Raw genomic sequence first — 13,854 nt, 5'->3', positions numbered from 1 at the left:
TCGTTCGCTCCCTTTCAGGAGTGACAAGTGAAACCTTTGCGTCAAAGACCTCAATTGCAGGTTCGATTCCATTGTGGATTAAGGAACGGATTTGTTCGGTTACCCGAACTGAGTGGGGGGAACTCAAGTGATGAACGCCTTATTCCGTGCAACCGAACAAGGCAAAGCTGCATGCTTTTCTCGCGAACAAGTCCTGTCATGGCATCGCGATTTACCTGAGAAAATCACTTCAGGAACAGTGAAATCAGGCGATCTGGCAAAATCTCACAGGAATCCCTGATCCTCGGCATGAAGTTTTCAGGTAACGACTGTCTCACAACAAAGGCTGTCTGCCAGGAATATGGCCAGCGGAGATCGTGTGTCAGATTGTGATAGATGCCAGAGATATTTCTTGATGACACAAACTTCGGAGAAACTGATTCAGGGAATGAGTCGCCGCTACATGGTGATTCTGGCGATTGTGGCTCTCTTGTTGTTAATTGATCAGGCGTTGTTGCAACCGGTCTTAATGAGATTGAATGGCATGGGGCCGGTGATCAATCTGGCGGGCCGACAGCGAATGTTGAGCCAGCGGATCACGAAGGCTGCGCTGGCGATGGAACTGGATCATACGCGATCAAGTCAATGGCGAGAGGAATTACAGACTTCACTCGCTCGCTGGCGTACCACTCATTTGGGCTTATATCACGGCGATCCTCAACTGAACCTGCCTCCAGCGAGTGACGCTCGGATATTGGCGGCGTTTGAAGAACTGGAGTCACCTTTTCAATTACTCTCATCTGCTGTGGAAAGAGTGCTCAATGAACCATCTGGCAGCGAAGAAAAAACTTCTCATCACCAGCTTTTACTTCCGATTCTTGAACAGGAAACCCGCTATCTCCAGTTGATGGAGCAGACTGTCGGATTATTTGAGCAAATCGCGAGCGAGCAGGTTCGGTGGTTACGCGGGCTGGGACTGATTTTGACGGTCGCCGTTCTCGGTTCGATGGTGGCATTGTCCTGGTTAATTCTGAAGCCGGCAAAAGATCTGATTCGATCACAATGGCAACAACTTCATACCAGTGAGGCCAAATTCCGTTCGCTGGTTGAGCGAATGCATGATGGACTGGCGGTCTTATCCCAAGACTATCAGATTCTCTACGTCAATGATCGCTTTGCAGAGATCATACAACGCCCTGTGACAGAACTGTTGGGACGTCAGTGGTTGGAGTTCGTGACATCGGAATCGCTCGCGAGGGCCGCTCAATTTGTCGAGAACCTGACTGACGAAGGAGGAGCTGTTGTCAATGAAGTGACCTGGGTTCTTCCTGCGGGAGGCTCGCGGATTACTCTCGTTGCACCAGGACAATGCCCTTTGCAGTCAGACTCTGATGAATTGAGATTCTTGATCGTGACGGATATTTCCAACCAAAAGCGAGCGGAAGATCGCCTCCGTGAGGCCCATCTGGAGTTGGAACATCGTGTTCTATTGAGGACTCGTGAACTCGCAGAAAAGCACCAGCAACTTCTCCATGAGATCGAAGTCAGGAGCATTGCGGAAGAACAATCTCGACAGTTGCAATCTCAATTGACACACGCCAATCGTGTGACAAGCCTGGGACATTTTGCCACGGGGATTGCCCATGAAATCAATCAGCCGTTAGGAGCCATTGCGACCTATTCGGATGCCTTGTTGCTGTTATTACAGGCATCCTCTGCTTCGTCAGAAGAAGCAGAAAGAATCGCTGGTCGCATGCGGGATGCATCACTCCGCGCGGGGGCGATTGTCTCCCGGATGCGATCTTTCCTGCGAACATCACGTCTAGAGGTTCGTGATGAACTCCTTAATACTCTCGTCGACGATGTGTTGCTTTTGTGCTCTGGGGAACTTCTGAAATATCGGATTAGAGTCCTCTGCCAGTTAGATGAAACGCGTGACCGGAAAGTGCGGGTCGATGCGATTCAGATTCAGCAAGTCCTGATGAATCTGATTCACAATGCCATTCAGGCCATGGCGGGGGAGGAACAACCTACCGGCTGCCTGACGATCCGATCGTCTTGCTCAGAAGAGAAAGCCACGATCTGTATCGAAGATACGGGGCCAGGGTTTCCCTCTGAATGGTTGGAATCCTGGCCACTCCCATTCCATTCGACTAAAGCCCAGGGTCTGGGAATGGGTTTGTCAATCAGCAACTCCATCATCAAATCCCACCTCGGCACTTTTGAAATTAATAACATTTTTCCACGCGGTGCTCGCGTTCAATTGACTCTCGCGTTAGCCCATGAGGTTCATGATGCCCATGACTCTTACGATACCCCATTCCTCAATACTTCCCACTGCTCAACGGCCGACCGTCTATGTGCTGGATGATGACATTGATCTGCGGGATTCTGTCGAGACGCTCTTGCGAGTGGCGGGGCATCACGTCGAGAGTTTCTCTAATGCTGTCGAGTTCCTGGCTCATTATCGGCAGGGGCAAGCTGGCTGCCTGCTGCTGGATATTCGCATGCCTGGCATCAGCGGCATCGAACTCTATCAACAACTTCTTTTAGAGGAAAAACGACTTCCTGCCATTTTCATGACAGCGCACGCGAATGTTGAAATCGCGGTCAATGCGATGAAATCGGGAGCGATCGAGTTTTTGGAAAAGCCTTTTCCGGGCGATCGTCTCTTAAAGCTGGTGGCTCATGCTTTAAAGATTGATGCTGACTGGCGGAGCAATGAAGCTCGTTTTGAACGTTTAAGCCTAGCTATTCAGGAGTTAAACGCCACAGATCGTGAGACCCTCGAACTGATCATTCAAGGCGAAACCAATAAGTCGATGGCAGCTCGGCTTTTTATCTCAGAGCGCGCTATTGAGTTAAGACGGCAGCGGCTCATGCGGCGGCTTAATGTCCGCAGTCTGGCCGAACTTCTCGACCTGACGATCACACACCGTGTTCTCGCCGAAGTTCGTCAAATCAATCTGCAAAGCACTGACCGACTTCGATAAGCATCATTATTGCGAATGCCCCGCGAGATAAATCCGTCAGACGGCACCGCACTATTTCTTTTTTTGCTTTTCTGCGAGGCGGCGATAGATTTCTGCCACCTTGGGCTTCCCTTTTGCCTCGGCCTCCTCAGCCTTCTGCTGGTAATTAGTCGTTGTATATCGGGAAGTGGCTAGTGGTTGCAGAGTCGTATCCCCTGCCATTGGGAAATCGCTGGAAGCACTTTCCAGAATCTGGCGATCCATTTCTCGAAGATCGATGATTCGAACACTCGCAGACATACTGCCGCCGCTTACCGTGCGACCGTAACCCCCACCTCCCCAAAGTGGGCTGCGAGATACAGGCCCACGGCCCAACGGAAAAGAGGGCCGCGTCATCGAAGAGGCACCACGCGACACGCCACCAAGAGATGCACTACCACCATCAGGAACACTGACTGAAGTACCAATGCTGGCCTGGCCAACTGATGGAAGTTGCACGGCTTGAACGGGTTGCTGAGCGGACGCATCGTCACCGGGAAGAACGAACTCTCTCACGATGATCATCGAACCGATCGCGAGCATTTTGAAAGATATTTCAGCAGACATTGTGAACTCCTCGCTCAAATCATTGAGGCGACGGAAACGATCCTCGTCTAGTTTCAATCATTTTTTCTGGTGGAGCAGGGGCTGGTTTGGAATCTGTAGGCCGCCGCTTCAAAATATAATAATACCCATTGGTGTGATCAGGGAGAAGCTCCCATTTATCAGGGTGCTGGGCATACTCGGGAATCTTATCGGGAGCGTCGATCTCGCTGTAGGGGCCTTTCGCATCAATAACAATATATTCCGTATCGTGGGGCACACGGAGTTCATAACCACTGACTTTACGAGGGTATTTGCTGTAGTCATATGATCTGAGATGATGGGTATACCGGGGGTGGACATAATCGGTGGACGCTACGGTCGATGTGTTGGGCACGATGTCGGCAATTTTCTGAAAAGCGGCGGCACGTTCGGTTGGTGCATACAACTTGGCCAACGACCAAAGGGAATTGGGATCCCAGAAAGTCACTCCTAATGGCGAAAGCGAGAACCAGATTCCCGTCTGAAAAGCAGCGGAGGCTGCGAGAACAGCCATTGATTCTGATGACCAGCGACGACTTTCGCTTTGAGGGAGAAAAGGTGTCAGGTTCTTCCAGCGGTAGATCACCGCTTCGCTCGCGGCTTGGATCACTCCTCGAATAGAAACAATTCCTGCCGCTGCCGACCAGAATACAACCGCCACCAAAGGGGCATGGAAATGATGCCGGGGGTCTTGTGCGATGTTGTTCAGACTCAACAGGCAAAAAAGAGGCAATCCCACCAGTAAGCGGGTGGGGGCCGCTATTGGAAGAAAAGCACAAGGAACCAGCAACAATAGTGCAAAGAGTGTGGTGGAAAGGTTGGCCAGTCGTCCTAGAACACGATCGGGTCGCAAAGCCATGTTCCAGGCAATTTCAGTGAAAGAACTGCCAAACTCGGCGTAATAGCGGGCGTAATGCACGCCCTCGCCACTTCGGAAGTAAGGAATGGCCACTTTGACTGCAAAGAGCAGATAAGCCACGGAAAAAATCAGCAGCATGCCACCGAAGAATCCTTGCGGTGTGCGGAACGTCTGGATGAGGGAGGGGATCCATTTTTGACGTGGCGCTTGCTCTAATTCAGGATTTTCAACGGAAAATGATTCGCACCAGGTAACCCAGACGATCCATAAACCCAGCGGGCCAAAGACCAGTGAATAATCTTCTTTCACTGTCAACGTCGCGAGAAGTGCCGCCAACAATGGCCAAAATGAGCCGGTTTTCTGACGCCATCGCTCCAGAAGCCAGAATGTCAACAGGAGCAGGGGAATCCCAAACGCTTCAGGTCGGAAAGTTTTTAAGTCAATTTCAATATCCAGAAACTGCATAGGGAAGTAGAGCAGATAAGCCAGTCCGAGCCAGAACCCGGCTCGTCGGCTTGCTCCTAAAGTTAAGCAAAGCTGGAAAACAATCAGTGAACCGGAAGCAAGTGCCAGCGTCTCACAGAGTTCCAGCAGCAAATGGGATGGCCAAAAGTAATATAAAGGCAGTAGCCCGACATGCACGACTTGCAGGTGCTCTCCCAGAAACAGACCCTGATCGAGATAACTGCGAAATCCTTTGCCGTGTAACAGGTTCCAAAGGTGTTCTTCGTACATGACGGAGTCACCATGGGGCATTCGCAGATTTCCCCACAAAGCCCAGTTCATGCTGACAAAAATCACACTGTAGGCCAGCATGACCACGACCAGAGCCTTAAACCCCCAGCGTCCTTCATGCGACTCAACCGGAGAGAGTGCGAGTTGATCAGGAGGCGTCGTGAATAAAAACCACCAGTTCCACATGGCCAATGCAAGGCTCATGCTCAGCGTTAATGAAGCGGTGGCCTCTGCGAAGCCTTGAAGACTTTCCCATCCTGTGAGCAGCCCCACTGTCCACGCAAATTGCCACAGCATTAACAACGACAAGGACTGTCCCAGCCGCTTACCCCATAATGGAAATTTGCCAGGCGGTTCCTCTTTTCGTGCGGGATCAGTTGGTGCAAAAGAGGTTGCGGGAAGAAACCAGCCACCAACAATCCAGAACGACAGCACGATCACGGTGCTGATGACAACAGCCGAAACCAGAGGAACGGTGAATGAAACACGTACTCCTTCTGCATTAGTCAATCGCTGAATGCCACTTCCCAGGTTGAAACAAAGCGTCTGCCAGGTGGAAGGGCTGAGGAATTGACCGGCGAGATGCTGTTCACTCAACCAGTCACGCACGCACATCGCCAGCGCAATGATCGCCAGTCCCAGCCAGCCGCCGGCACTTCGCCATGGGGTACGCTTCCAGCGGGAATCAGCAGCTGAACCTGAAGAATTTGGCGTTATTTGAGCCGATCGTCCGGTGCGGTCGGCACGTTTTTTTTTCGACATTCGCTAAACTGGCTCGCCATAGCAGGGAATGCAAACTGATATGAACAGATTCGCAGAGGTCGAGTCTTCTGCCAGATCATCAAAGACCTCATACGAAAACTGTGACAGAGACACTTTAAGCCGACCACATTAAGGGTACGACATCCTGGCCGCCATGCAATGAATGCCAATTGTACGAATGCCTGGTATCGATCGTCGAAGGATTCGGAAATGCCTCAATCAGCCAATGGCTGTGAAAACACTCACTTAGGTCAGCCGGCCAAATCTTTGGAGGCGTGCCGGATTTATTGTGCCGGCCCACTGTTTAATAGTTCTGAACGAGAGGAAATGACCCGGATTGCTGATCGGCTGGTCGCAGCCGGCTACCCGGTTTATCTGCCCCATCGCGACGGGATGGAGTTTCGCCTGGTGCTGGAAGTGCTGATTGAACGAGGCTATGAGAAAGCCGTTGCGGGCCAGTTTCTGCATAGCGCCATTTTTGCACTGGATGTGTTTCAGCTTGTCCATGCCTGTGATGCCGTGGTTTGGAATCTCAATGGGCGTGTTCCCGATGAAGGGGCCGTGTCAGAAGCCGCCATGGCCTGGATTCTTGGTAAGCCGATGGTGGCCTATGCCGACGATGCCCGTTCATTAATTGAAGGGCGAATCAATCCTCTGCTGTTCGGCTTAGTCGATTTTCAAAAAGTGACGACAATCGAAGAGATTGTTCCCAGTCTAAACCAAACGCTTCATCGCGCGACAACCGAAGCCTGGAACGCTGAAACCAAACGCCGTACGATGAACCTGCCTCCTCGCGTTGCTCGAGCCGTCTCAGATGGCGCTGCCCTCTGGAGTTTGCTGGAAGGTCATCCACATGAATTAAATCAGGAATGGCACCACATTCCCGATTATCAGGTATCTGTCGTATTACCTGCGAAGAGCAAGATGGAGACTTCAGACGAGATTGACAATGAGCGTATTGCCGATTGTGTGACACGCCTGTTCGCACCAGATCGATGAAGCCACCATGTCATGCTGCGTTTACAAAAACCAAGGGCTTGAGAAGGAGCGAAAAATCCTTCTCAAGCCCTTGGTGAATTTCTGGTTATGGTCGCTTCAGCGTTCCAGTAAACGGCTGCTGTTCGACCAATTATTCGACAGTGACGCTCTTCGCCAGATTACGAGGACGATCGACGTTACAGCCTCGCAAAACGGCAATTTCATAGGCCAGCAATTGCAGTGGAATCGAGGTCACCATGGGCTGAAGATATTCATCCACATCGGGAACATAGATCACGTCATCAGCCAGATCGGCCACCTTGTCATCACCTTCACAGGCAATGGCGATCACCGGCCCGCGGCGGGCTTTGACCTCTTCCATATTGCTGATGACTTTGGGATAGATCTGACAACGAGGTACGACAAACACGCTCGGCGTCTGTTCATCCACAAGTGCAATGGGACCGTGTTTCATCTCAGCGGCGGGATACCCTTCCGCATGGATGTAACTGATTTCTTTGAGCTTTAACGCTCCTTCCAAAGCCACAGGGAAGTTATGCAGACGCCCCAGATACAGGAAGTTTTCAGCGGTGTAATACTTGCGGGCGATTTCCTTGACCCGGTTATAGCACTCCAGGGTCTGGCGAATCTTGTCGGGCATTTTTCTCAGATTGGCAATCATGCGCTGGCCGGCAGGGTACGAAAGATGCCGGATACGTCCCATAAAGAGGGCCAGTAATGTCAGCACAGTGACCTGAGAGGTGAAAGCTTTCGTTGAAGCTACGCCAATTTCGGGGCCGGCATGGAGGTAGATCCCTCCATCGGCTTCACGGGCAATCGATGAACCAACCACATTGCAGATGGCAAGCGTGGGGTGCCCTTTGCGTTTGCATTCTCTCAATGACGCCAGAGTGTCGGCCGTCTCACCACTTTGGGTAATGGCGAAGACCATCGTTCGTTCTGACATAGGAGGGTTGCGATATCGCAATTCGCTCGCATATTCCACTTCCACTGGAATACGGGCAAATTCTTCGATGATATATTCACCAACAAGTGCTGCGTGCCAGCTTGTCCCACAGGCGGTGAGCACAATTCGATCGATCCCGCGTAGCTGCTGAGGATCAAGATTAAGTCCACCAAAGCGAGCGGTGGCTTCATCATCATCCAGGCGACCGCGGAAAGCATTTTCAATACTGGTTGGTTGTTCGAAAATTTCCTTGAGCATGTAATGCTCAAACTGTCCCAGGTCGGTATCAGTGGCTGTCTGCTCCAAAACACGGATATGAGGCGTCTGGGAGCCGGTATCGCGATGCAAAATTTCCAGCTGATCAGCAGTAATGACGGCAATTTCGTGGTCGTTAAGATAGACCACTTCTTCCGTGTAGCCAACCAGAGGACTGGCATCACTGGCCAGAAAGTGTTCCCCTTTACCGATTCCCACAACCAACGGACTTCCCAGGCGGGCAGCGATCAGCAGGCCAGGCATCTCGCGGAACAGGATGCCCAGGCCATAGGTTCCTTTCAACTGCTTAATCGTGTTTTCTACAGCACGCAGATATGTCGCCTTGTCTGTGACATCGGCCCCAAGTTTGATTTCTTCTTCGAGTTGATAGGCCGTCAGATGCGCGACAACTTCAGTGTCGGTTTGTGAGTAAAACACATAGCCAAGCTCCTGAAGCTGATTCCGCAGGCTGGCATAGTTCTCGATCACACCGTTGTGAACAAGAACTACTTCACCATTCCCTCCTATATGAGGATGCGAATTCACATCGCTCGGCTGGCCATGGGTCGCCCAGCGGGTATGCCCAATTCCATAATGACCAGTCACCGGTTGGGTCTTCAGCAACTCGGCCAGTTGACCAACGCGGCCAGTTTTCTTACGAACAGAAATCTGATCACCGGTTTGGACAGCAATGCCGGCACTATCATATCCCCGGTATTCCAGGCGGAAGAGACCTTCCAACAGATAGGACGACGCAGGCTTCGGGCCAATGTAACCAACGATTCCGCACATATTCAAAATTCCAACATGAGTCGCACGAACCGGTCTTTTGGACAACTCTGTTCACAACCATCGCGCAGATGGGATTTTATGGCAATATCATCTGGCAGAACTTACGAAAGTAAATACAGTGAGAGCTATTAGTTAAGCCTGATTTGCAAACCATTGCACTGTTTTTCGCAGCCCGACCATCAGTTCATGCTCAGGCTTCCAATTGAGAAGCTTTGCTGCTCGTTCTGGCAGAACAAGACTGGAGCGAAGGTCTCCGACTCGTGCCGGCCCATAGTTCATGCCAGGTAATTCGACTTCAGTCCCTTGCGATTTTCTCAGGGAGATCAGTTCGGATTTAATCGTTTCAGCGAGCTGATTAACATCTGTCGGAATCGCTGTCCCGATATTAAACGCATCAAAGTGAGTCGAGAGTGTTGCTTCCAAAGCAAGAGCGTTGGCGACAGCCACATCAGGCCCATAAACATAATCACGAATATATTTTCCATCGCCATTGATGGTCGGTGCCTGCCCGGCAAGGAGCTTCTGACAGAAGATCGCGACCACACCCGCTTCCCCGTGAGGGTTCTGGCGTGGGCCATAGACATTAGCGTATCGTAAGGCAATACCCTGCATGCCGCGTTCACGAGCATAGAATTCAAGATATTTCTCACCGACCCATTTACTGATTCCATAAGGGGAAATAGGAGCGGCTGGATAATCTTCTGCAGTCGGCTCGGTGACATCCCCATATAGCACACCGCCAGAAGAGGCAAATGTGATTCGCTTCGCGCCTACAGCCGCGGCGCTATCGAAAACATTGAGCAACCCCATCACATTGACTTCTGCGTCGAAAAGCGGTTCGCGAACCGATCGACTCACCGACATTTGAGCAGCCTGATGAGAAACGCAGTCGGGCTTCACCTCTTCAAAAATTTCACGCACTCGCTGACCATTGCGAAGATCGGCCACAAAGAGCGGTGTTCCTTCGGGAAGATTCTTAGGAGAGCCTGTCGAAAGATCATCAATCACAAAGGGTTGGTGCCCTCTTTGAATCAGGGCATCTACGATATGGCTGCCAATAAACCCGGCACCGCCTGTAATGATAACTTTCATAAGTGTGCTACTTCCCTGAATTTAAGGCGATCGACATTTTGAGCATAGCTCGAAAAAACATCCAGAACAGGTACAGGCTGACAATTTTCCAGCAGCGACGACCCGCCCTTTGGCTGAGGCCTTGACTTGAACACGATTGATAGCGATGGATTGCATTGTTTGTAAAGCCTGATCTTCACGAGGGTTCCATCGGTAATGACCCTAAATCCGGTCTTGCAGCAAACTCAAGTTAGCTGCTATGAACCGTCATGCAGGCTGTAATCGGCCTGATTTGCCTTGATAGATCTGGCAAGTTTGTGACTGGAAAATCTCATAAACGCCCCTTGTTTTTTGACAGATATCGCTAATCTCCGACAGGATCGACGCATGGCTTTCTCCGCGCCGTCCCCAATAATTGTGACAAAAAGCACACGCATGAGCACTTATTGCCGCCGCGTTGGGCCGTGCTCCACCATCGGCGGCTACTTGTTGGTCATGTTGATGTTCGCGGGGTGCAATGCTTTTAAGCCAGATCGTGCGTTTTCCGGCTTACCCCCTCAAACAGAACCGCCGGTTAAGTCCGTCGAACGTACCGTCCCAGATCTTAAAAGCACTTCTGATACCAAGCTCACTCAATCCCTGGATACTGACACTAAATCCGTCAATGAGTTTGGTTTTGATTAATGCCTATCACAGAGATCCTTTTTCACTAAATTTGCAATCGCTGTCAGGGAGACGGTGGAGAAATGGTCTCAGGCCACATCCTCAAGCCTGCAAAACTCATGCGGATCCTTGCCGTCATAGCGGCATTGTCTTCGCTGGTCTCTACGGGTTGCGTTACTGGCAACAAAAGTTTTTCAATTGACAGTAACTCACGCGTCCCGTTTTTTGGGCTGGAATTGGCACCCGCCGATCGTTCAACAAAAAACGAGATTCGCTCGATAGGACAAGCCGGTAAACCTCATCGCACGTGGAGTGATCCGTTTGGCAAAGAGTCTAAGAATCGTGACGCACTTCCCCGAATCCCACTTCCACGCACTGATGACTCACCAGGCGAACCAATAGCACTGGATTCGGATGCTCTCAGCGAATTCTAAAAGGCCATGAGGTTCGCATCGCTCTTTTACTGACTGGATTTCACTATTGTCTTTGCTAATCCACGGAAATGATGTGATTGAGTCGGATCGCTGGATATCGTATCTGGTTCTTGCTGTGGTTGAGATATTTGATCTCGAATAAGCTCTATCAGGCGGGTCTTGTTAATAGGCTTGGTTGTGTAGTCACTGCAACCAGCGGCGAGGCATTTCTCACGGTCACTACTCATGGCATGGGCGGTCAACGCCACAATAGGCCGGGTGTAGTGAGCGTCGCGCAACCGCCGCGATGCCTGATAGCCATCCAGCACGGGCATCTGCATGTCCATCAGGATGACATCAAACGCTTGATCATTTTCTAATGCGGATAACGCGGCCAGACAGGCCAGTTCACCATTTTCAACGACGGTCACTTCGGCACCGGCTTTTCGTAGAATCAGAGAAATCAGCTTTTGGTTATCCGGCCCGTCTTCCGCCAAAAGAATTCGGCAGTTAAGAGGCGGGAGACCCTGAGCAGGCGCTGTGCGATGGTCATGAGGTGTCGTCAGTAATTGGCCCTGTGCTTTTAAGTGACCCTGTATTGATTCATTGGCTGGTCTGGAAACAAATTGTGGCGAGACGGCTTCAATACGCAACGCGAACACCGAACCGATATGCTTCTTTGACGTCACGTCGATATCGCCATTCATCATACGAGCCAGGCGGCGACTGATTGTCAGGCCCAGGCCCGTTCCACCATACTTGCGTGTTGTTGATGTGTCGGCTTGCATGAAAGGTTGGAAGAGGCGACTCAATTGCTCTTCAGTCATGCCGATTCCTGTATCACAGACACTGAATCGTAATTCGCCTTTTTTGCAGGCGGCGACATGGCTCTCTGCTCCACCTAGGGGCAAATCGCTTTGGTTTGGCTCGAGATACTCGACCCGGAGCTGGATGTCCCCACAGTGGGTAAATTTCACCGCGTTTCCTAACAGATTCAGGAGAATCTGACGCAACCGAGTCGGATCCGTTTCAACATTGTCGGGAACATTAGGAGCGGTATGCACAATCAGCCGCAAGCCTTTGTCGCTCGCTCGGATTCTCATGAGCGCGCAGGCATCATTGACAATCTGAATGGGTGAGCAACACACACGTTCAATCGTTAACTTATCCGCTTCGATTTTGGAAAGGTCGAGAATATCATTGATAATTTCCAACAGGAACTCGGCATTACGACGCACCGTTTGAAGAGATTCCGCCGCATGCGGAGCAATGTCCGGTTGTTCGATCAGCAGTTCGGTATATCCTAGGATTGCCGTCATTGGCGTCCGGATTTCATGGCTCATGTTCGCCAGGAAGTCACTTTTGGCACGAGCCGCATCTTCTGCCTGAGTTTTGGCTTTTCCAAGTTCCTCGACCAGTCTGGCGAGATGCGCACTGTTTTCTTCTTCAAGTTCTTTGACCCGCTTCAGGTCGTCGGCATAGCGTTTCAGAGCCTCTTCGGCATGGATTCGCTCCGTGATGTCTTCAATCGTGCCGACGTGAGTCGTGCCTTCATCTGAAAACACCGGGTTGGAACGAATCTGAACCCAACCAGCAGTGCCATCAGAGTATTGACTACGAAAGATGCCAGAGAATCCTTCCAGTTCGTCAAGTCCTCTCTGCCACCCCAGACGGACTTGTTCACGGTCATCGAGATGAACAAATTCAAACCATTCGCGTGTCAGGCTCTCCTGAAGCGTCATCCCGGCAATGGCTCGCCAGGCGCTATTGGTATAGCGGCAGTGAGCACCCGCTCCTGCTTCAAAAATCCCGATAGGCACCGATTCACTTAAGGTTCGCAAGCGCACTTCGCTCACCCTGAGGTGTTGCAGCGCATCTTCCAATTGGGATCGTTCGCGCGAACGCCGAACTTCTTGTGCCTGCTGCTGGTTGAGTTGCCTCGTTCTGACGACATAGATCCCTGTCGAAAAGATGATCGCCGCCAGATAGCTGGTGATATCAGGCGAAATCGGCAGTCCAAGCCACCATTGACGATAGATAATGATTTGAATCAGGCCGAGAATGCCTGCCACGACAAAATCCTGACGATGGCGAAAAACAACCACCATCCCCAGGCAAGTGACCGCCAGCTTTAACCCTCCGACAGAAGAGTTGCTTTGAAAATAATCGATTAGGGAAACGGTAAAGAGGGCTCCCATCAAGAGAGGAGCGCAGTCAGTCACCCAACTGGGTAGCCGGGTTTCCTGCCGGACAATCGCGATCATCAGAACGCAGATCAGCAGATGAACCGCATGCGACCACTCATAAATCCAGCTAAGGTGGGTTATGTTGGAATCGCTGAGAATCGCCAGGCCGTGCATGGCGATGGTAGAAATCGCGACCCAGCGAAGAATCTCGCTGGCATCGAGAGAAAACTGGGAAGAGATCGCTTCACTGACGCTGGTCTTAGGTTTGAAGGCAGCTGTATGTTGCCGGAAAAGTTGGTCTGACTGGCCAAAATCAAGATCAAGCCGCATTTCGTCGCCCCCAATACTGCCCCAATTCAGAGGTAGCCTCAATCCGCGATTAGTCCGCTGCCAAGCCAGGAATTTGGTTGCCACATTGATGTGACAGGGCGCGATATGCCCGACAGTGTCGTGATTCGCCGTCATGTTGCTTTTGGGAAACGTAGATTGGTATTGGCGTACAGTTGAGGGATTTTCCGCAAAGCGGGGTGAGAGAAATCTCTCCAACCGTATTTTCAACGCGTAGATCGATTGTGCCGGTTGTGACGAGTGCCGTGTC

10 protein-coding genes are annotated in these 13,854 nt (G+C 51.2%); 5 read left to right on the top strand and 5 right to left on the bottom strand.

Annotated elements, in window-relative coordinates:
• Positions 1 to 394 precede the first annotated feature (394 nt).
• The gene (locus tag SH287x_RS07340) at positions 395 to 2,350 is read left to right on the top strand and encodes an ATP-binding protein (RefSeq protein WP_479517959.1); all 1,956 of its coding nucleotides are present in this window, start codon (positions 395 to 397) and stop codon (positions 2,348 to 2,350) included.
• Positions 2,280 to 2,972 (top strand): response regulator transcription factor, encoded by a 693-nt coding sequence (locus tag SH287x_RS07335; protein WP_479517958.1) that lies wholly within the window; start codon positions 2,280 to 2,282, stop codon positions 2,970 to 2,972. Before SH287x_RS07340 ends, SH287x_RS07335 begins: the two co-directional genes overlap by 71 nt.
• A 51-nt stretch (positions 2,973 to 3,023) precedes the next feature.
• Here SH287x_RS07335 and SH287x_RS07330 read toward each other — a convergent pair whose 3' ends face one another.
• Together SH287x_RS07330 and SH287x_RS07325 are read right to left on the bottom strand one after the other, a co-directional pair.
• On the bottom strand, positions 3,024 to 3,557 hold the full coding sequence (locus SH287x_RS07330; RefSeq protein WP_479517957.1) for a hypothetical protein: 534 nt from the start codon (positions 3,555 to 3,557) through the stop codon (positions 3,024 to 3,026).
• A gap of 19 nt (positions 3,558 to 3,576) precedes the next feature.
• Positions 3,577 to 5,931 (bottom strand): DUF2079 domain-containing protein, encoded by a 2,355-nt coding sequence (locus tag SH287x_RS07325; RefSeq protein WP_479517956.1) that lies wholly within the window; start codon positions 5,929 to 5,931, stop codon positions 3,577 to 3,579.
• A gap of 210 nt (positions 5,932 to 6,141) precedes the next feature.
• Here SH287x_RS07325 and SH287x_RS07320 point away from each other — a divergent pair, with 210 nt between their 5' ends.
• Positions 6,142 to 6,930, top strand: a complete 789-nt coding sequence (locus SH287x_RS07320; RefSeq protein WP_479517954.1) for a nucleoside 2-deoxyribosyltransferase — start codon at positions 6,142 to 6,144, stop codon at positions 6,928 to 6,930.
• Between the two features lie 130 nt (positions 6,931 to 7,060).
• Here SH287x_RS07320 and glmS read toward each other — a convergent pair whose 3' ends face one another.
• Both glmS and SH287x_RS07310 read right to left on the bottom strand, forming a co-directional pair.
• Positions 7,061 to 8,923, bottom strand: coding sequence for a glutamine--fructose-6-phosphate transaminase (isomerizing) (glmS, locus tag SH287x_RS07315; protein ID WP_479517953.1), 1,863 nt, complete (start codon positions 8,921 to 8,923; stop codon positions 7,061 to 7,063).
• 132 nt (positions 8,924 to 9,055) lie between these two features.
• Positions 9,056 to 10,015: an NAD-dependent epimerase/dehydratase family protein gene (locus tag SH287x_RS07310; protein WP_479517951.1), complete on the bottom strand. Its 960-nt coding sequence runs from the start codon at positions 10,013 to 10,015 to the stop codon at positions 9,056 to 9,058.
• Between the two features lie 366 nt (positions 10,016 to 10,381).
• On the opposite strand from SH287x_RS07310, the gene SH287x_RS07305 reads away from it, so the two are divergent.
• Both SH287x_RS07305 and SH287x_RS07300 read left to right on the top strand, forming a co-directional pair.
• Positions 10,382 to 10,678 carry a hypothetical protein gene (locus tag SH287x_RS07305; protein WP_479517950.1) on the top strand — a complete coding sequence of 99 codons (297 nt, stop codon included), beginning with the start codon at positions 10,382 to 10,384 and terminating at the stop codon, positions 10,676 to 10,678.
• 62 nt (positions 10,679 to 10,740) lie between these two features.
• Positions 10,741 to 11,091: a hypothetical protein gene (locus tag SH287x_RS07300; protein WP_479517948.1), complete on the top strand. Its 351-nt coding sequence runs from the start codon at positions 10,741 to 10,743 to the stop codon at positions 11,089 to 11,091.
• Between the two features lie 26 nt (positions 11,092 to 11,117).
• Here SH287x_RS07300 and SH287x_RS07295 read toward each other — a convergent pair whose 3' ends face one another.
• The gene (locus SH287x_RS07295) at positions 11,118 to 13,586 is read right to left on the bottom strand and encodes a PAS domain-containing hybrid sensor histidine kinase/response regulator (protein WP_479517947.1); all 2,469 of its coding nucleotides are present in this window, start codon (positions 13,584 to 13,586) and stop codon (positions 11,118 to 11,120) included.
• Positions 13,587 to 13,854 lie beyond the last annotated feature (268 nt).

This window comes from Planctopirus sp. SH287, from assembly GCF_056500625.1.
The sequence above is the reverse complement of the archived record's forward strand: the minus strand, read 5'-3'. Positions and strand labels throughout refer to the sequence as shown.